9 protein-coding genes are annotated in these 18,947 nt (G+C 54.6%); 5 read left to right on the top strand and 4 right to left on the bottom strand.

The annotated features are described in order from the left end of the window. Positions 1-30: 30 nt before the first annotated feature. The 5 genes from RIC19_RS20100 to RIC19_RS20080 are packed head-to-tail and all read left to right on the top strand — an operon-like array spanning position 31 to position 7,769. Complete coding sequence (locus RIC19_RS20100) at positions 31-2,358, top strand: PSD1 and planctomycete cytochrome C domain-containing protein (RefSeq protein WP_350180157.1); 2,328 nt, start codon at positions 31-33, stop codon at positions 2,356-2,358. Between the two features lie 11 nt (positions 2,359-2,369). Continuing rightward, on the top strand, positions 2,370-3,848 hold the full coding sequence (locus RIC19_RS20095) for a DUF1501 domain-containing protein (protein WP_350180156.1): 1,479 nt from the start codon (positions 2,370-2,372) through the stop codon (positions 3,846-3,848). Continuing rightward, positions 3,845-4,864 carry an NHL repeat-containing protein gene (locus RIC19_RS20090; protein WP_350180155.1) on the top strand — a complete coding sequence of 340 codons (1,020 nt, stop codon included), beginning with the start codon at positions 3,845-3,847 and terminating at the stop codon, positions 4,862-4,864. The genes RIC19_RS20095 and RIC19_RS20090 overlap by 4 nt, the downstream gene beginning before the upstream one ends. Further along, the gene (locus tag RIC19_RS20085; RefSeq protein ID WP_350180154.1) at positions 4,861-5,649 is read left to right on the top strand and encodes a chitobiase/beta-hexosaminidase C-terminal domain-containing protein; all 789 of its coding nucleotides are present in this window, start codon (positions 4,861-4,863) and stop codon (positions 5,647-5,649) included. Before RIC19_RS20090 ends, RIC19_RS20085 begins: the two co-directional genes overlap by 4 nt. Next, positions 5,649-7,769, top strand: a complete 2,121-nt coding sequence (locus RIC19_RS20080) for a c-type cytochrome domain-containing protein (RefSeq protein ID WP_350180153.1) — start codon at positions 5,649-5,651, stop codon at positions 7,767-7,769. Before RIC19_RS20085 ends, RIC19_RS20080 begins: the two co-directional genes overlap by 1 nt. Before the next feature lie 20 nt (positions 7,770-7,789). Here the strand turns inward: RIC19_RS20080 and RIC19_RS20075 are convergent, their stop codons facing one another. From RIC19_RS20075 to RIC19_RS20060, 4 genes are all read right to left on the bottom strand, one after another. Next, on the bottom strand, positions 7,790-13,831 hold the full coding sequence (locus tag RIC19_RS20075; RefSeq protein ID WP_350180152.1) for an alpha-2-macroglobulin family protein: 6,042 nt from the start codon (positions 13,829-13,831) through the stop codon (positions 7,790-7,792). Positions 13,832-14,060: 229 nt separating this feature from the next. After that, positions 14,061-15,143: a septal ring lytic transglycosylase RlpA family protein gene (locus RIC19_RS20070; protein ID WP_350180151.1), complete on the bottom strand. Its 1,083-nt coding sequence runs from the start codon at positions 15,141-15,143 to the stop codon at positions 14,061-14,063. A gap of 110 nt (positions 15,144-15,253) precedes the next feature. After that, positions 15,254-18,127: a WD40/YVTN/BNR-like repeat-containing protein gene (locus tag RIC19_RS20065; RefSeq protein WP_350180150.1), complete on the bottom strand. Its 2,874-nt coding sequence runs from the start codon at positions 18,125-18,127 to the stop codon at positions 15,254-15,256. Positions 18,128-18,236: 109 nt separating this feature from the next. Continuing rightward, positions 18,237-18,761: a DUF4252 domain-containing protein gene (locus RIC19_RS20060; RefSeq protein ID WP_350180149.1), complete on the bottom strand. Its 525-nt coding sequence runs from the start codon at positions 18,759-18,761 to the stop codon at positions 18,237-18,239. Positions 18,762-18,947 lie beyond the last annotated feature (186 nt).

The raw sequence follows: 18,947 nt of genomic DNA, 5'->3' as shown, positions 1-18,947 counted from the left end.
CCCACCGTTTAAAACCAAAAAAATCACAACATGTCAAACCTGAAATCCTATTGCTTTGCTCTTCTCTGCACGATAATGGTTTTCAGCTGTACAGAGGACCATCCTGCGGAAGTAGGGCGTATTAGCGCATTGCCCGAAGTGGTTGACTTCAACTTCCACATCAAGCCCATCCTTTCTGACCGCTGTTTCAAATGCCATGGCCCGGACGAGGCTACCCGGGAGGCGGGCCTGGGCTTGCATACCGAAGCCCACGCTTTTGCTGCTTTGGGCAAAGCGCAAGACCATTATGCACTGGTGCCTGGAGACCCGGAGAAAAGCACCCTGATTCAGCGCATTTTTTCGGAAGACCCTCAAGAGGTCATGCCGCCACCGGAATCCAACCTCACGCTTACCGCACAGGAGAAAGCCTTGCTGCGCCGGTGGGTAGAGCAAGGTGCAGCGTGGAAAAAACACTGGGCCTTTCTGCCGCCTGAAAAGCCGCAGGTCCCTGAAGCAGGGGAAGGCTGGGCGCAGAATGAAATCGATCACTTTATCCTGGCCAGACAGCAAAGTCAGGGTTTGGCACCATCGCCAAAAGCCGACCGTGCCAAACTGATCCGCCGGCTGTCTTTTGACCTGCGGGGGCTGCCACCCACCCTCGAAGAGGTGGAAGCCTTCGTCAATGACGACCGCCCCGATGCCTGGCCACGTCTGGTGGACACCTTTCTCCACTCAGCTGCCTACGCCGAGCGCATGGCCCTGGATTGGATGGACATTGCCCGCTATGCCGACACCCACGGCTATCAGGACGACTTTGAGCGGGTGATGTGGCCTTGGCGGGACTGGGTCATACACGCTTTTCAGGAGAATATGCCCTACGACCAATTTGTCACCTGGCAGTTGGCTGGCGATCTCCTCCCGGAGCCCACACTGGAACAGCGCATCGCCACCGGCTTCAACCGCAACCATAAAATCACGGCAGAGGGCGGCGTGATCGACGAAGAGTACCGGGTGGAATACGTAGCTGACCGCGCTCAGACCCTCAGTACTGCTTTCCTTGGGCTGACTATGGAATGCGCCCGCTGCCACGACCACAAATACGACCCTATCAGTCAGAAAGACTACTTCAGCCTTTTTGGTTTTTTTAATAATATTCCGGAGAAAGGCTTTGTAGGTGAATTGAACCAAAACTTCCGTTATGCTCCGAAACCTTCAGTACGAATCACGCAGGAGGCTATTGATAGCATGCTCACCTTCATCAACAACCGGGATACCCTGCCGTACATCGACCTGATGGTAATGGAAGAACAGGCGGAGCCCCGTAAGACTTACATCCTCAATCGCGGACAGTACGATCAGCATGCAGCAGAAGTACAACCGGCAGTACCCTCTGCATTACCATCCTTACCAGAAGGAGTATCCAACAACCGGCTCGGACTTGCCAAATGGCTCTTTGCGCCCGAAAACCCACTCACGGCCCGGGTAACGGTTAACCGGCTCTGGCAGCAGCTCTTTGGCACCGGGATTGTAGCAACCCCCTTCGACTTCGGCAATCAGGGGGCACTGCCCACCCATCCGGAACTGTTGGACTTTCTGGCGATCAAATTCAGAGAAGCCGGTTGGGATGTAAAAGCGATGCTTCGGTACATGGTGCAATCCGCTACCTATCAGCAGACGGCTACTGCCAGCCCCGAGCTGTTGGAGCGGGACCCGGAAAATCGATGGCTGGCCCGGGCGCCCCGCCTGCGGTTGCAAGCTGAGATGATCCGGGATCAGGCCTTTGCCGTGAGTGGGCTTCTGAACACAACCGTCGGTGGCCCCAGCGTAAAACCCTATCAGCCCGAAGGGCTGTGGGAAGAGACGACCGGTGGCGGGGGTGGCAGTACCGCCCGCTACGTAGTCAGTGAAGGGTCAGACCGTTACCGAAAAAGCCTCTACACCTTCTGGAAACGCACGGTCCCCCCGCCTGGCATGCTGATCATGGATGCCCCCTCACGGGACCTCTGCACCGTAAAGCGGCAGGAGACCAATACCCCGCTTCAGGCGCTGTTGCTCCTCAACGACCCACAGGTACTGGAGGCCAGCAAAGCTCTGGCGCTGCAGGCTTGGGAAAAGGGGGGTAATAGCGCAAAGGAACGGATTGCCTTCATATTCCAATCGGTCACCTCAGCCGCACTGAATGCGGCGGAGCTGGAGGTGTTACTGGACTACTTTGAAGAGGAGCGTGCGGCCTACGCCGAAACCCCGGAGGCAGCGGAAAACTACCTTTCAACGGGTGCCTACACCTTACCGGATACGCTTCCGGTAGCTGATATAGCCGCCTACACTCTGGTTGCCAATACTATTTTTAACCTGGACGAGGCTATTACTCGTGGCTAAAACTTAAGCTGATGAATCCATTCGAAGAACGATCATTGCAACTCAACCGTCGCGCTTTCCTGTCCAAAACCGCTGTTGGGCTCGGTACGGCTGCATTGGGCTCCCTGTTGGGGCTACGCTGTTTTCGCGCCAACGATAAAGGCATTATCACGGAATCCGGGCAGGGCATTGAAGGCGTATTGAAAGCCCTGCACCATCCTGCAAAAGCGAAACGGATTATTTACCTGTTCCAGAGCGGCGGGCCATCACAGCTAGAACTTTTTGACTACAAGCCGGTGCTGCAAAAGCGGCGGGGGCAGGATCTCCCTGAGTCTATACGGCAGGGGCAGCGTCTCACCGGTATGACCTCCGGACAGGACAGCTTCCCGTTGGTGGGCTCGCTCTTCCCCTTTCAGCAACATGGGCAGAGCGGTGCCTGGGTCAGCGACCTGCTGCCCTATACGGCCAAGATTGCCGATGAGCTGTGCATCGTCAAATCGATGTACACCGAGGCCATCAACCACGACCCGGCCATTACTTTTTTCCAAACCGGCTCCCAGCAGCCCGGTCGCCCAAGTATTGGCTCCTGGCTGAGCTACGGTATGGGCAGCGACAACGAAAACCTGCCCGCCTTCACCGTACTCTTGTCCCGGGGCACGGGCCGTCCGAACGGGCAGCCTCTGTACTCCCGGCTTTGGGGCAACGGCTTTCTGCATTCTTTGCATCAGGGCGTGCAGTTTCGGGCAGCCAAAGACCCCGTGCTTTACCTCAATGATCCGGCAGGATTGGGCCGTAGCGGGCGGCGCAAAATGCTGGACAAACTGGAAGCACTCAACAGCATGCAACATGCAGAAACGCAAGACCCGGAAATACAGAGCCGGATTGCACAGTACGAAATGGCTTACCGTATGCAGACCTCCGTGCCCGAGGTGATGAGCGTAGAGAATGAGCCCGACTACATCTACCAAATGTATGGCCCCGACGCCATGACCCCCGGCACTTACGCAGCGAATTGCCTGCTGGCCCGCCGGCTGGCAGAGCGTGGCGTCCGTTTCATACAGCTCTACCACATGGGCTGGGATCAGCACGACAACCTGCCTACTGCTATCGCTAAACAGGCAAAAGATGTGGATCAGGCTTCGGCAGCGCTGGTCATGGACCTGAAGCAGCGCGGCATGCTGGAGGATACCCTCGTCATCTGGGGAGGCGAATTTGGCCGGACCAACTACTCTCAGGGTACGCTGACGGAGACCAACTACGGGCGGGACCACCACCCGCGCTGCTTCACCATGTGGATGGCCGGAGGTGGGGTAAAACCAGGGCTGGTGTATGGAGAAACCGATGATTTCGGGTACAATATCACCAAAAACCCCGTGCATGTCCACGATTTTCAGGCGAGCATGCTGCATTTGCTTGGCATCGACCACGAGCAGCTTACCTATAAATATCAGGGGCGGCGCTTCCGGCTTACCGATGTGGAAGGGCATGTGGTCAAAGACCTATTGGCATGATGAAGCGTCGGCAATTTCTCAAACAAAGCCTTTGGGCGGCGGCGGGGCTGGGGCTGGTATCCTGGACAAGCCGGGGGGAGCTCCTGCTGGGGCACGGAGATTATCGATACAAGGCAGACCTCAACTGGGGCGCCCTGAATCCACAGTTCTATCCGGTAAAAGACTGTCATGAACTGGTACAGGATAAGCAGGGGCGGATCCTGCTGCTGACCAATCATACCCGCAATAATATTCTGATTTACAACCGCGATGGCAAATTGCTTGATGCCTGGGGCACTGAATATCCGGGGGCGCATGGGTTGACCCTCAAAGATGAAGGAGGGGAGGAGTTTCTCTACATCACCGATACGGAGCGGCACGAGATTATTAAAACTACGCTGGAAGGACGGGTGATATGGACGTGGGTATATCCTAAAGAATCGGGTATGTACGATGCCCCGGCTCAATACCTGCCCACCGAAACCGCGATTGCTGATAATGGCGATGTCTATGTGGCCGATGGTTATGGGAGGCAGTTTATCCTGCACTACAATCAAAAAGGCGAACTGCTGAATGTTTTTGGTGGAAAAGGCGAAGGGGATGCGCAGTTCCTGAACGCACATGGCATCTGCATCGATCAGCGAGGAGAGGAGCCGGAATTGCTCATCACCGCTCGGCAGCAAAATCAGCTGAAGCGCTTTGGTATGGATGGCACCCTGAATGGGATCATTGACTTGCCCGGAGCGTACATCTGCCGGCCTGTAGTGCATGGCTCTAACGTCTATCTTGCCACAATCTGGTCGGGCGATGGCAGCAGCGGCACCGGTTTTGTCTCCATCCTCGATGAGCACAACCGTTTGGTATCGGCACCGGGTGGTGTGGCGCCCCGCTATGAAGGGGAGGAGCTCAGGTCTATGTATCAGGTGTTGCGCGTTTTTACTCATCCCCACGATGTTTGTGTGGATGAAGACGAGAACCTCTACGTTGCCCAATGGAATGCCGAATTCACTTACCCTATAAAACTCATCCGGGTATGACAAGGCTATTCATTATGCTGGTTATGCTAGGCAGCGGGGTGGTATCTGCTCAGCCCCGTATTTCGCTGAGCCCACCCCAGGTAGAAGCCGATTCGGTCTTTTTTGAGGAGGCTGCTGCAGTCCGCCTTGAGCTTGATTATCCGGGCGTTCAGCTCCGCTACACTTTGGATGACAGCCCGGTGGTGCCCGGCAGCCTCCTGTACGAAGGTCCGTTGCACCTGGCGCAAACTGCGGTAGTGCGCGCCCGGGCTTTCCATGAAGACTTTGCGGATAGCCCGGAAGTGGCACTAACTATTCGCAGCCTGAAGCAGGATCATCCGGTTAAGGTGGTGGCTGCGCAACCCGCGCCGTCCTCCCGGTACAGCGGAGCCGGCTTGCCTGCCCTGACGGACCGGCAGAAAGGGGCCCTCAACTTTGCTGCTTCTCCTGAAGCCTGGCTGGGCTGGGAAACCGATACCCTGCACCTGATGCTTGAGCTGGACACGCCCACCGCTGCCAATCGGCTGACGTTGAGCCTGCTGGATGATGCTGGGGCCTGGATCATGAAGCCGGCCCTGGTACAGGTATATGAGTCGGGCGAACTAGTAGGGGAGGCTACTGTAAGCCCTCCTGCTGCCGCTGCACCCACCCGGCATACCTTTCTGGAGGTGGCGCTGCCGCCCCGCCGGTATGAGCACCTGCATATCCTGGTCTGTTCACGCGAGCTGCCGGAATGGCACGACGGTGCGGGCCGCCCCGCCTGGATCTTTCTGGATGAAATTTTTCTGAGTCAAATCTCCCGATAATGGAATGGTTACCAATAAACATAGCCCGACTACACCCACTGATTGTCCACCTGCCCATTGGCTTCCTGCTGCTGGGTATGCTGATGGAAGGGTTGCAGCGATGGCAAAAGCACAATAATTACCAACCGGCTATCGGGCTTTCTCTGCTTCTGGGTACGCTGGCTTCTATAGTGGCAGCTGCTACCGGCTGGTGGCTAGCGGAGGAAGGGGGCTATGAAGAAAACCTCCTGCAGTACCACCGTTGGCTAGGGATTGCAACCGTAGTTAGTGCTCTGCTGCTTTACCTCGGGCATAAAGCCTATGTCCCATTACTGGCTAAAGCGTACCCTCATCTATTGTGGGTCTGTGGTGCCGTTTTGTTCGCCGCCGGGCACTTCGGTGGGGCGATGACCCACGGTACTGATTACCTCTTTGAGCGCCCCGTTGCGCCCCAAAAAGTTGAGGATATCGAAGAAGCGCTGGTCTACGATATCATCATTCAGCCCATTATGGATCAAAAGTGCACCGGTTGCCATAAGCCTTCCAAGTCAAAAGGTGGGCTGTTACTCACAGACCAGGCCGGGCTAATGGCAGGCGGGGACAGCGGCCCTTTATTCAATACAGCCATACCCGCCCAAAGCCTTTTGCTGGAGCGCGTGCATTTGCCAATGGAAGTGGAGGAGCACATGCCTCCGGAGGGCAAGCCTCAGTTGTCTGAAGGTGAGATACAGCTCCTGGAATGGTGGATGATTAATGGGGCTTGCTTCGACTGCAAGGTGGGCGATGTAGAAGACCGGGCTGCTGTGGCTACCCTACTGGAAGCTTATCAGGCACCGGCAGACCACTGGGCAAAGCTGTATCTCCAGCCTTTGCCGCTCGAAACCGTACAAAAACTGAATGCGCAAGGCCTGCGTGTGGAAGTAGCTGCGGAAGACAGCCCCTTTTTGCTGGTGAATATGGCGCGGGATACGGCCCTTAATACCCGGAGTTTTGCCCCCCTTAGCAAGTATGCCGGCCGGGTGATTGAGCTGCACTGTGGGTATAGCAATTTTTCGGATGCGCTGGCAGATCAACTTACCGGCTTCACCAACCTTAAAAAGCTACAGTTGCAGGGCTCCCGGATTACCGATGAGGGGCTGTCGGTTTTACCTAAACTGCCCCACTTGCAAGTCCTCAACCTGTACGGTACGGCTGTGACCGATGCCAGCCTGGAGCATATTGATCAGTTGCCGGGTTTACAGCATTTGTACCTCTGGCAAACGGATATTTCTGAAACTGGCCTGTCGGAATGGATGAAGGCGCACCCGCAAGTAATCGTGCAACGGGAAGCCGACCGCGAGGTTTTCGGCACCGCTGCGCTGAACCCACCTTTAATCGAAGCACCTTCTACGCTTTTTCACGATTCGATGGTGATCCGTGCGGTGTCTAATTTCAAGGGCGTGCGCGTGCACTACACCCTGGACGGAACGCCGCCCGACGCAGCGTCGCCTGTGTTCCCGGACTCCCTGGTGCTGCGGGAAACAGCAGAGATTCGGGCATTTGCATTAAAGGAAGGCTGGAACGATAGTGAGGTCGAACAAGCCCGGTTTGTCAAAGCGGGGCTTAGGGCGGCGCGTGGGGAATTGCTGAACCCACCGTCCGGAAAATTTCAGGCACAAGGGGGCGCGTCCCTGGTCGACTTGCAAAAAGGCACAGAGGTGTTTACAGCAGGCAACTGGCTGGGGTACGAAGGGGAGCACATGAGTGCGGTGATGGAACTACCGGCGTCAACTCTACTTAGCGAGTTGACTATCAGTGCCTTATCGAGGCCGGCCAGTTGGATTTTCTTCCCCAAAGGCGCTATTGTTTTTGTTTCCTCCGATGGGCGGCGATTCCGGGAGGTGGCGAGGGCGGACTGGCCCGCTATCGACAAGGATGTCGCGGAAGCAGAACTGAAGTATTTTCCGATCGAGTTTGAGCCGGTGGACGCCCGCTATGTAAAGGTGGAAGTCCGCAGTCCCTTGCGCAACCCGGACTGGCACCCCAACCCTGGAGGCAAGAGCTGGATATTCCTGGATGAAATTCTGTTGTCCGGGCCGGAAAGTGCTTTCAACCCTGGAGGTTTACAAAGCTCCAGGGTCGAAAGCAGCAATATCAAATAAACTCTGATAAATACGCAAGTCTACTCCACCTTCAACCGTACCCCTGCTGAGTGGCTGCTGTACTCCGGTGCGTACATGCACTGCAGGCGCGCCATGCCATTGGTGAAGTCCCCGCGGTGGCTGACCCGAAGGGGGTACTCCAGCGTATAGGTTCCTTTAGGCAGGTACGAAATAAAGAAGTCGGTAGAGGCATCCCGGGTGCTTTGGTAGTAGCCTAAGCCGCCCTGCCATTGATACCGGCTCAGTACGTTGACCGGCTCCAGGCCGCTTGCCCGCATGTCCTGCAGGTGCACGTACTCCATGGCCCGGTCCACTTTGATGTCAATGCGGACTATGAGTTTGTCGCCGGGTTTCAGTTTTAGTTCGGGGGTAACGATAACCAAGATGGGGCCGGTGTCGCCCAGCTCTTCCCGGTAGAGGGTCCGGTTCATAACTAAAGGGGTGGCTTTGAAGGACTCCACTTTATCGAGGTCTTCAAAGTATTGCCAGTAGGCTGCACCCCAGGCGATGCCCGGGTTGGGGTTGTCGACCTTGATTTGGCGGAAGCCCGGCTGAATGGCCTTGCCGTCCCATTGGGTTTTGAAATACCCGGTGCCTGCTTCAGCGTTCTTTTGCGCTTCGTTGATTTGTGCCTGATAGACATCGTTGTCCAGCTTCGGGAAGGAGACCTGCACGGGCTCGTCGTAAGCCAGCCAGTTTTCGCCGAAACGGAGCATAGCGTAGACCGCACTTGCCGTGGCCTTGGTGGTCTCCCAGTGGTTGGTCTGTTTGTTTTTCAGCAGCCACACTTTGAGTTGCTCCACCGCTTCTTCGTCCTTAGCAACGGTAGCGAAGGCCTCGATGAGCATGGCATGGGTTTCAATCGGCAGTTGGTACCAATAGAAGCCATAATCGTACTTCCAGTACATGCCCATTTCCTGGTTGTAAAGGGCGCGCTCGCGCAGGGACTTCATGATTTTGGTGGCTTGTTCCGGCATATCCTGCTTTTGGAAAACTACCGCCAGCATAGCTTGCTCGTAAAGATTGCGCTCTAACCACTTTTCCTGAGCCAGTTTCAGGTAAAAGCCGAACGCCTCATTTGCAGTCCCGGAAAGCTCCTGATCAGCGGTAAGAGATCGGGTGTAGAGGTAGTGGATGGCAATATTTGGCAGCAGGCTATCCTTTCTGGACATAGCCTTGGTGTAGTAATCTGCCACTTCTTCATCTACAAAGGCGAGGCCGCGCTCCAGGATGTTCCGGGCGTTCTGGTCCTTTGCAATGTCTTCCACGCCCAGCAGTTGAAGCCGTGCCAGCCCTTCCATCAGGTACTGCGTGATGTACCAGCTTTCGCGCCCGCCGGGGAACCAGGCAAAGCCGCCGTTGGAACTTTGCCGCTCTTTGAGTTTGCCCAGTGCTTCAGTCTTTTCATACCCCATGCGGTTGAGGTCGAAGAGCAACCCGATACGTTTACGCTGTGCGGTTTCACTTTGGGCATTGCGCACCCAGGGCGTCTGCTCCAGAATGATATTTTTAAGGTCCTGGTTTTGCTCCAGCTCACTTAGCAGGGCATCGGTTGAGCGCCACTGCTCGAACACGCGCTGTACTTCCGGATACTGATTGGCTACCGAGGAAGCCAGGCTATTGGCGTAGTAGCGGCTGAAGATCTGCTCGGTGCATTCGTGGGGGTACTCCATGAGATAGGGGAGTGCCTTCACTGCGTACCATGCCGGATTGGAGGTGAACTCCAGGGTGAACTGATGCTGCTGCAGTGTTTTGGACTGTTGCGCTTTTTTCATGGCGCTGAAGTCGAAGGTCTTGCTTGCTGCCCCACCGATCGGCAGGGGCATCGTTTCCGTGACGAGGGTCCGGTTGGTAAGGACCGGTAGGGCACTTTCTTCTCCATCAGCATAGCTGCCGGCCTCAGCTGTGACCCGGTGGACGATCGCGCCGGTGAAATCTTCAGGTACCTCGAGCATCCAGGAAACGCCCTGCGATTGCCCTGCTTCAATGGAGAAAGGCTGTTCCTGCTTCGTATTGCCGAACACGGCATCTATAGGCTGCATGCTCACTGCATCAAATAGTTGCAGTTGGGCGGCACCCTGCAGTTCGCTTTCCGATAAGTTACTCACCTTGGCGGTAAAAGCAATACGGTCGCCCTGCCGCACAAAACGTGGAGCGTTGGGCTGTACCATAAGCTGCTTTTGGGTGACAACCTCCTGTTCGGAAAGAGCATATTGCAGAGAAGTGGTATGTGCAAAAGCCAGGAATTTCCAGCGGGTGAGCGCTTCGTTCATAGTAAAACGCACAATGACGTTGCCCTCTTCATCCGTCCGCAGCTGCGGGAAGAAAAAGACCGTCTCTTTCAGGTTGCGGCGGATATGAGGCTTTGGGGTTGGCTGAGGCGCTCCACCTTCCGCACTATCTGCTTTGGGGCTGGGTGGCGGAGTAGCTGCCATCGGTCGTGCACCAGCCTCTGCGTTCGCTATTTTTGCAGAATAGGCAACGATCCCATCGGATTGTCCGGCTGCATCATCAAAAGACCGGGATTCAGTGGCGAGGTATGGATATCCGCGTCCATAGCTGTACCAGTTATACCAGTTGAGTTGCGGGTATTGGCGGCTCCATTGGGTGATCGAAGCCCGGCCGCTGTAGAAGTACGAATTGCCATAGGCGGCGGAGAAGATCTGTGCCGACCATTGAGCCCGGGGGGAAGCCATGGGGTAGGGGTTGAAGTACCAGTTGTGCATGCGGTAGGCATCGAGGGAGGCATCGTACATACCGGCTACCAGCTCGGCAGCAACGGCCTCTTTTTCCGGTCCGCTGATTTTGAGCTCCCAGGTTTCCTCTGAGCCGGGCAGCAGCTTATCGCGGAAGGTGCGGTAGGAAATATTGAGTTCCTTGTTGCTCCAGGGCACCTGAACGGACTGCTGGAACTGGAAAAAGCGGTTGTACTGCAAGGCCTGTACGTGGAAGAACAAATTGCCCCGGTCGTTTTCTGTAACAGACTGACTGATGCGTTGCCAGCTGGAGGGCTTGAGCCACTCCTGCCGCTTAACGCCGTTGCGCTGTTCCACTTCGATCAGGAAGGGGATCTTTGCGGTGGCACTGCCCAGCAAATGCTGATACGTATCACCTGGCTGTAAGGCCCCTTCTTTAACAGGCGTTCCCCATACGACGGTACCTGCCGGCAGCTGTTGCTTTTTGCTGTCAAAGAGGGCAAAGTGTTTGATAGACTCCACGGTTTCCCCGCTTTCGTCTTTCAGGCGCAGGGTGGCCCGGTAGTGCCCTACCTTCCAGCCGGAATAATTCAGGAACAGAGTGTCCTGCCCGTCCGTTTGTATGGCTTGTTCAAACGCGGTGCCAGTAGCTGCCCAATTGTGCTTTTTGTGCTCATCAGCGTAAGGCAGGTGGGGGAAGCGTTGTACGAACTCTGCCTTCTCCATCAGATAGTAGTCGGGGCGCTCCCAGTAGCGCTCAACGAGGGCGCGGGGAGGTGGGGCGAGGGCTTCTATGGTCAGCTGCCCCTGAGCCTCAGTGGGGTTGCCATCCAGGTTTTGCGCAAATAGCTGCAGAGTCATCATCGGATCGGCGAGATCGGCCTGTGCAGGCATCTCCATCTCGGCTTTAAGCTTGAGATAGCCCAGACGGATTATGCGGGTATCTGAGCGGGTTTCTCCGTTGGCATCCGTAACATCTACGGTTACGGTGTAGGTGAACTCCGGGCGGTCTTCTGGATTGACCGTTTCATCGGGTATTGCCGGAAAGGCAATGGAAAAGCTGCCGTCGGGCCCGGTTGTGGTGGTGCCATTAGCAATTTCCATACTGCGGGTATCTGGCATCCGGTACCACCAGAAAGACCACGGAAAGCGGGTGCTGCGCTGAACCCGGTACGCTACTTGCGCTCCGTCAATGACGTTGCCCGCATAGGCTTTAGCCAGGCCCGACAGGGTGACGGTATCGCCCAGCTCAGACTGCCCCTCGAGTGGTTTTAGTTCCACTTCAAACTTTGGGCGCTTGTATTCTTCAACGGAGAAGAACTGCGTATTTTGACCCAGGCTGGAGTGGATTGACATTTGGCCGAGCAGTCCGCCCTGCGGTGCGGTAAAACTTCCTTGTACCGTGCCAAACTCATTGGTTTGTAGTTTGAGTACTTCCACTTCCTGCCGGTTAGCATCCTGAAACGTAAGGGTGATAGACCGGTTGGGAAGAACGGACGGAATATGCGCTGCATCTTTTGTCAGGGCGAGGGCTTTGAAGTATATGGTCTGTCCGGGTCGGTATATAGAGCGGTCCAGAAAGAAGTGTGTGACTTCTGACCGGGGGTCTGCTTCATAAGGCTGGTACTGGGAATACCCGCCGCTAAGGATTTGTACATCTGCCCCCCGACTGAGTTGCACTACGTAGTATTGACGCTCGGCTTTAGGCAATGCAACCATGCCCGCAGCATCTGTTTGAGCAGTGCTATGGGGAAGGAACTCCTGCTGGTTTTGATCCCGGTTGTAGCGGGTGGTGAAGAACTGCAGGTTCACTCCTGCCAGGGGTTGCCCGTTCTCCCGGTGGGCAACGAGCAATTGGTTGGTATTTCTGCGGTAAAGGACGCCAAGCTCTGAAATGGTAAAAAAGGCGACGCTGACTTTTCCTGCTTCGTTAAAATTATTATTGGTGGCGTAGAGCAGAGCATAACTGCCAAAACCCTGGCCATCGAGGGCAAATTCCGTGCGGTGCTCTTGCAGGTCCCCCTCATCCGGCAGGTCTATAGCGCCTGACAGGCGGGTGTTTTTTTGCTTTAGCAACTCCAGGTTTTCGGTTTTGCGGTTTTGCTCCAGTTGGTAAGCCTCTTCGGGCGATAACGGAATCAGCCGGTAGTGTAACTTGTCTGTATTTTGGTAAGACAAGGAAAAGAGCATGGACTGTTCAGGCAGGTAGATCTGCTCGGCCTGTAAGCTTAGTCTTTGGGCCTTTAGCTGCGCCTGCAGGGCTCTAATGGGCTTAGTCCAATAATTATCAGGATAGGCTTTGAGTGCTTTCTCAGCCAGTTCCATGGCGGCTTTTGGTTTCCAGCGATGGGTCGTATCGCCAAAGGGCTGGTATTGCTGCCCCAGTTGCTGATAGTGGCGGGCAAGTGCATACCAGGCTTGCATGACCTCAGGTGTTCCCTTGTATTGCCCGATGGTTCGCTCCAGTGCCTGCTCATAGCGTGTTTCCTTGTTGGCGTTTATCAGCTTTTGGTAAGCAAACTCTAATCGTTTGAGGTCGAGATCGATCCGTGCAGCAGGGTTGTTGGCATGAAGGCGCAGGAGGCCTTGCATAAGGTGCAGTACGTTCAGGGTGTAAGCGGAGGAATCACGCCCGCTGAAGTTGGCATTCACGAAGGCTTCGGTTCCGGCGAGTGCCAGGGTATCCCGGAGAATGTACTTATAAGCCGGCTCGTTGAGGTAGGTCTGGTCGTTGGAAAAGTAGTCGATAGCCCGATGAGACAGAAAGTCATAGAGGGTAGGGCGGAGCCCCTCCGTTTCCGGGGTGCCGGGGGTGGTAATGGCTGCCCATTCTTCGATAGAGATGTCAAAAAGGCGTTGATCAGCAACCGACAAGAGGTACTGCCGGCCGGTTTCATCGAGTAATTGTTGGATGGTCCATAGCTGAAGGTCCTCAGGGCGCTCTTCTGTAGTGGTTGTCCGGGCACCGATGCGCCACCGGTTTTGTTCAAGGTAGCGTTTGTAGAGCTCGCCCAAGAGGGAGTGGAGCACAGACTTGACCGGAAAAGAAGCTGCATCAGCTTCCAATTGCATATTGGCGATAGCCTTTACCAGCCCTTCTTCCTCCAGTTGGCTTTGGTATTTGTTGCGGTAAATCAGGGCACGGACCCTTTCGGCGGCCTGGCCGTCTTCTTTGGCGCGGAGGTACAGGGCTTGGGTCGCTTCAAGGGCAGATTTGGGCAACCCTTCCTGTTCGAGGGAATCTATCGTTGCCCAGGCATCGGCATAGGGGCTGGAATATTCCATTTTGTCTTTTGGGGATTGAGAAAACAAGGGAAGGGAAAACAGCAAGGTTGCAGCTATCCCCAGAATTATGCGGTTCAACATATGGTTTGCTTTTTGGGTTGGCAGGGGTTAATTAAAGTTTCGAGTTTTTTGGAGCAATCGTTACATTGCAAGTCACCTCCAAACATATTCTTATACGCAATAAGGCGGGGTCGAATTACATAAATATATAGAAAATGTGAGAAATGAGGGAAGAAAGGGGCTTTTGGTAGAGAGGGTAAGCCATGTTCAGGGGAGCTGCCATTAAGGTCAGCTCCCCTGAAAGAAGGGTTTAGCGGATCATGGTCACCAGGCCATCCATGAGGAAAGACCGGCGCAGGCCATCGAGGTAATTTTGCGCTTCTGCCTTTTGGGGAAAGGGCGCGATGATGACTTTCTGCAGCCCGTTGGCGTTCATGATAAAGACATTGGTTAAGCCCTTAGACTGCAATTCCTGTACTTGGCGGGCAGCATTTTCATTATTGCGGTAAGAGCCTACCTGAACAGCGTAGCCCTGTGTACCTCTCGGCAGTGCGTTTGCAGTTGTATTGGCAGGTGGCCTGCTTACTGAAGCCGCTGCCGCTCCGGGTGCCCGGCTGGCAAGGCCACCACTCACCTGGCCATAGGACGCTGGCTGGCTCACAGGGGAACCGCCTTTAGCGGTAAACTGATTGCTGGCATAAGGCTCGGTATAAGTGCTACCTGCCTGAGGTGGCTGATTGTAGGCGTTGTTGCTGTACGCTTGTCCGGCAGGTGGGGCAGAATTATAAGCGGAGTAACGGGTTGTCCCTCCTTTGGCAGTGTACGGCTCTGTAGCAGCTCCTGACCTGGAGTAGCTGTTCCGTGTGGCGGCAGCCGGATACTGGGGTTCGTAGGAAGAAGAGCTGTAGGCCACCGGGCGCTGAGTGCTGCTGTAATTGCTGTAAGCGGATGGAGCAGCGGAACGGCTTGTCGTTTGCTGGGCAATCTGCCCACCTCTCGGATTTTGATCAGAATGGCCTACAGGTTCTATCCTGACCTGTGCACGCCCGTCTTTGAGCAGCCCGATGTCCATGGCTGCGGCCTTGGAAAGGTCAATGAGTACGTCCTCAACAAAAGGGCCGCGGTCATTAACACGGACGATGGTAGACAAGCCATTGTCCAGACGGATAACCTTGAGCAGGGTGCCTTTAGGATAGGTTTTGTGAGCAGCAGTATAGGCTTCACGCCGGTAAACTTCACCCATAGCCGTAATTCGGCCGTGGAGATAATCTGCATAGTACACAGCAGTACCGGTCTCACTACCGTTGGAAGAAGAAGTATAACGGCTGCCGTATTGCTGAGCCGAAAGGCCTGTTGTCATCAGGAACAGGCCAAAAATCATGTAGAAGCGCATATGCGTTTTGTTTAGCGGACTTTGTTTTTAACAAACAAGAAGTTGGTTAAGATCATATTAACATTCAAAATCGGCAATAAATTGTTGAGGGTCAAGTTTTTTTATACGTTTTATTCCAATTTCAGTGTTTCCTGAACCGTCTTTTCTCCAAATTGGATATCCACGCTGTATTTTCCCTTGTATAAATAGGCGTTGCCGTTGTCCATGACTTTAATACGGACGGGCTTCTCGTCTGCCTTTCTGTCTTTGTTTAGTATTTTATTATACTCATCCAGAATTTCCTCGCTAATTGTAAAATCGTAAGAAATGTAGTTTAGCCCCTTTGAAAGTTGAACCTCAAAATTTTGCAGCTCCAGACTGTCCGGGGTGGAGACTGTTACGGAAGCCTTGCCGGGCATATTGGCATAAACCGGAATTTGCGCCTTAGGTACAGTCTGTTCCCAGACCGACTTTTTGCCCCAGTTGGAGCGGTACCGGATGGGATCAGGAGGGAAGGCATGCAGTGCTTTAGCCATCAGGCTGCTGTCCAGTTGCTGAAGCTCCCGGATGCGCCCGACGTAAATGGACCGGCCATGGGTGCCCACCACCAATTCCTTAGCGGTGTTTTGAATAGCCAGGTCATGGACGGCAACCGCAGGGAGCTTATGATCGAGTAGCATAAAGGATTGCCCCCGGTCCAGAGAAATGTAAAGACCATGATCTGTGCCTACATAAAGCAGGCCTGGATGCTCCGGGTCTTCTTTAATGACATTTACCGGCTCCAATGGGAGGTCTTCGCCCAGACGCTGCCAGGTACGGCCGTAGTCTTCTGAAACGTAGAGAAAGGGCGTGAAATCGTCCCAGCGGTAGCCGTTCAGCGCAACATAGACCCGGCTTTTCTTATGAGTAGAGGCTTGTACCCGGCTGATCCAGAGGTCTTTGGGCAGGGCATCCGTTATATTGGTCCAGCTGTACCCACCGTCCTGGCTTACGTGCACCAACCCGTCGTCTGAACCCGCGTAAAGGAGCCCGAATTGCAGAGAGGACTCGTGTATGCTGCTGAGGGTGCCGAAGGGTACATCCCCTTTGACTCCGCCCTGGGTGAGGTCGTCTGAAATGGCTTCGAAGTGGTCGCCCTGATCCATAGAGCGGAGCACCTTATTGGCACCCATGTACAGGATATCGGAATTATGAGTGGACAGATGGATCGGTGCCTGCCAGTTCCAGCGGTAGGGGCGTTCACCGAGATTGGGCTTCGGTGTGATATAGGTGGTTTTTTCAGTAGCGGTGTTGATACGGAAGTAATTGCCAAACTGATAGCCGGTATAGACCGTTTGGTTGTCCCTTGGGTCAATAGCGACCTGCATGCCATCACCGCCCATGATTTCCCGGTATGGGTATTGGCCGGTGGCGTGCCAGCGGTCGCTGGCTTCGTAGGTACTGGGGCCTACCCAGACGCCGTTGTCCTGCAGCCCACCGTAAATGTGGTAGGGCTTGGCATCATCAACGGCTACGGTGTAGAATTGGCCCACCGCAGGGCTGTTGCACTTAGTCCAATGTACACCGTTGTCATAGGAGATGTTGATGCCGCCATCGTTGCCGAGGATGAGGTGTTCCGGGCGGTTTGGGTTGATCCAGAGGGCGTGGTGGTCTGCATGTACGTTGTCCTGCATGATATTGGTCCAGGTTTGCCCGCCATCATCGGAGCGTAGTACGGGTACGCCCATGACAAATATTTGCTTTGGGTCCTGCGGGGCGACCCGGATTTGCCCGAAGTAGTAGCCATAAGAGTTGTAAACCTGATCGATGTATTCTTTGTGGGTTTTCTCCCAGGTGCGGCCGCCATTATCGGAGCGGTAGACTTCCAGCCCGATAACGGGGGTATCAAAGAGTAGGGAGTTGGCATCTTCCACGTACTCGACCAGGGCCTGCGGGGTGATTTCTTCCTTTTCGATCATGGCGTTGACGGTCTCCAGATCATACTTTTTGGGGAAGCCGTTACTGCGCAGGTAATCCTTGATTTGATAGGGTGGGAGGGACAGGAAGGTATCCTTACTCATCGCCCTGAGTTCTGTTTTCGTCAGTTGGTCTTCTTTTTCTTCCTTTGGCCGCCTGCCGTAGTTGTCTATTGCAGCGTACAGAATAGTCTTGCCATTGGTCTGCACGAGATCGAGCCCAATGCGCCCCGCGCCCTCTCCGGTGGGGAACCCGCTTTTGGGGTTGGTCAGGCGTGCCCAGGTTTCGCCCCCGTCGGTACTTTTGTAAATGGCGGATTCTGCTCCGGACTCGATAAAGTTCCAGGCACGGCGCTCGCGCTGCCAGGTGGCGGCGTAAAGCACCTCGGGGTTGCCTGCCTCCATAATGAGGTCGGCCACGCCGGTTTCCGGGCCCGCGTAGAGGGTGCGCTTCCATGTTTGGCCACCATCGGTGGTTTTATAGAGCCCGCGCTCGGGATTGGAGGAGTAGAGATGACCGAGGGCGGCCACCCAGGCGGTGTTAGAGTCTTCCGGATGCAATAAAATACGCCCGATATGGTGGGTCTCCGGCAGGCCGAGGTGTGTCCAGGTTTTGCCCTCATCGGTACTTTTGTAAATACCGGTGCCTGCATAGGAAGAGCGGCTGGCATTGACTTCTCCCGTGCCCACCCAAATGGTGCCGGTGGCCCAATCGACAGCGATATCGCCAATCGTCATGACGACTTCCTTATCAAAGAGTGGGGTGAAAGACAGCCCGTTGTTTTCGGTCTTCCAAAGCCCCCCCGAGGCGTAAGCAACGTAGAAATGTGTCGGGTCTTCTTCCCAAACATCGATGTCGGCTACCCGCCCGCTCATCACGGTTGGGCCCACATTGCGAAATTCAATAGCATTGGCGATGGAAGCGTCACGGAGTGCCTGCCGTTGGGCATAACTTTGGATACGGGATTGGGCGGGAGTGGCAGGAACCGGGTTTTGGGCAAACACCACATTGAGGGCAAAAAGGCAGAGGGTGAAAAGGGTAAACCGCATGTTTTAGGCGAAAGATAAATAAAATCTCTGCATTCAGGGCAAATCAAAATACCCCGGACAATTAAGGTTGCCCGGGGTAAGTGTCGGGTGAATGATCTACAAGAACGGATTACACACGTGGAATATCCTCCTTTTTATCCGGCAGGTTTTCAAAGTGCTCCATGCCTTCAATGTCCAGATGCAGGTCATTGAGATCACTGAACTTCAGCAGGCCTTCCAGACTGAGCAGGATAAAGTTGTCCTGGCCGTGAACGGTCAACAGGACGTTGGTGACCTTTTTGTTTTCTTCCCGGATATAAAGCCCCACATCTTCATGGCCTTCGCGCACCCGGAAGAGCTCCTCGAAGCCGTTTTTGCGCATGTTCTTCAGCAGCTTTTGGTACTCCTTCGGGGTGACGAGGTTGCCATCGTTCATCGTCAGGATGCGCAACTGGGTGATTTTATCAATGATTTTTTTTGCGCCTTCTGCTTCCTCTGCATTGATTTTCAGCTTGAGGAGCCAGCCTTGTATATCAATATGGCTGACCTGTTCCTGGTCTTTGTACTGATCGTAAAATTCAGATATAAAGCGGGTTTGGCTATTGCCCCAAAGCGGAAGCAGGGCCAACAGGCAAAGCATGATTAAGATTCGCATATAGATTAGATTTCGGGTGATTGAATGGTTCGTTTTGGGTTAAGAGCATGTTTGGAGCTCGTTCCTATTGCAAATCAACGCTTTATGAACCCCGCAGAAATGCGGGGCAAGCTCTGGCTTCCTCACTAAATTTTCATTTAGCCCGCTAAACTCAAATTTAGTGACTTCGCCAGAACCATAAATCCT

The organism is Phaeodactylibacter sp. (genome assembly GCF_040219495.1).
Classification (GTDB): domain Bacteria; phylum Bacteroidota; class Bacteroidia; order Chitinophagales; family Saprospiraceae; genus Phaeodactylibacter.
This window is presented reverse-complemented; position numbering and strand designations above follow the sequence as displayed.

Bases quoted from the DNA above. Each gene is read 5' to 3' on its own strand.
- RIC19_RS20070 (WP_350180151.1), bottom strand. From the start codon at position 15,143: ATGCGCTTCTACATGATTTTTGGCCTGTTCCTGATGACAACAGGCCTT.
- RIC19_RS20100 (WP_350180157.1), top strand. From the start codon at position 31: ATGTCAAACCTGAAATCCTATTGCTTTGCTCTTCTCTGCACGATAATG.
- RIC19_RS20080 (WP_350180153.1), top strand. From the start codon at position 5,649: ATGGAATGGTTACCAATAAACATAGCCCGACTACACCCACTGATTGTC.
- RIC19_RS20075 (WP_350180152.1), bottom strand. From the start codon at position 13,831: ATGTTGAACCGCATAATTCTGGGGATAGCTGCAACCTTGCTGTTTTCC.
- RIC19_RS20060 (WP_350180149.1), bottom strand. From the start codon at position 18,761: ATGCGAATCTTAATCATGCTTTGCCTGTTGGCCCTGCTTCCGCTTTGG.
- RIC19_RS20065 (WP_350180150.1), bottom strand. From the start codon at position 18,127: ATGCGGTTTACCCTTTTCACCCTCTGCCTTTTTGCCCTCAATGTGGTG.
- RIC19_RS20095 (WP_350180156.1), top strand. From the start codon at position 2,370: ATGAATCCATTCGAAGAACGATCATTGCAACTCAACCGTCGCGCTTTC.
- RIC19_RS20085 (WP_350180154.1), top strand. From the start codon at position 4,861: ATGACAAGGCTATTCATTATGCTGGTTATGCTAGGCAGCGGGGTGGTA.
- RIC19_RS20090 (WP_350180155.1), top strand. From the start codon at position 3,845: ATGATGAAGCGTCGGCAATTTCTCAAACAAAGCCTTTGGGCGGCGGCG.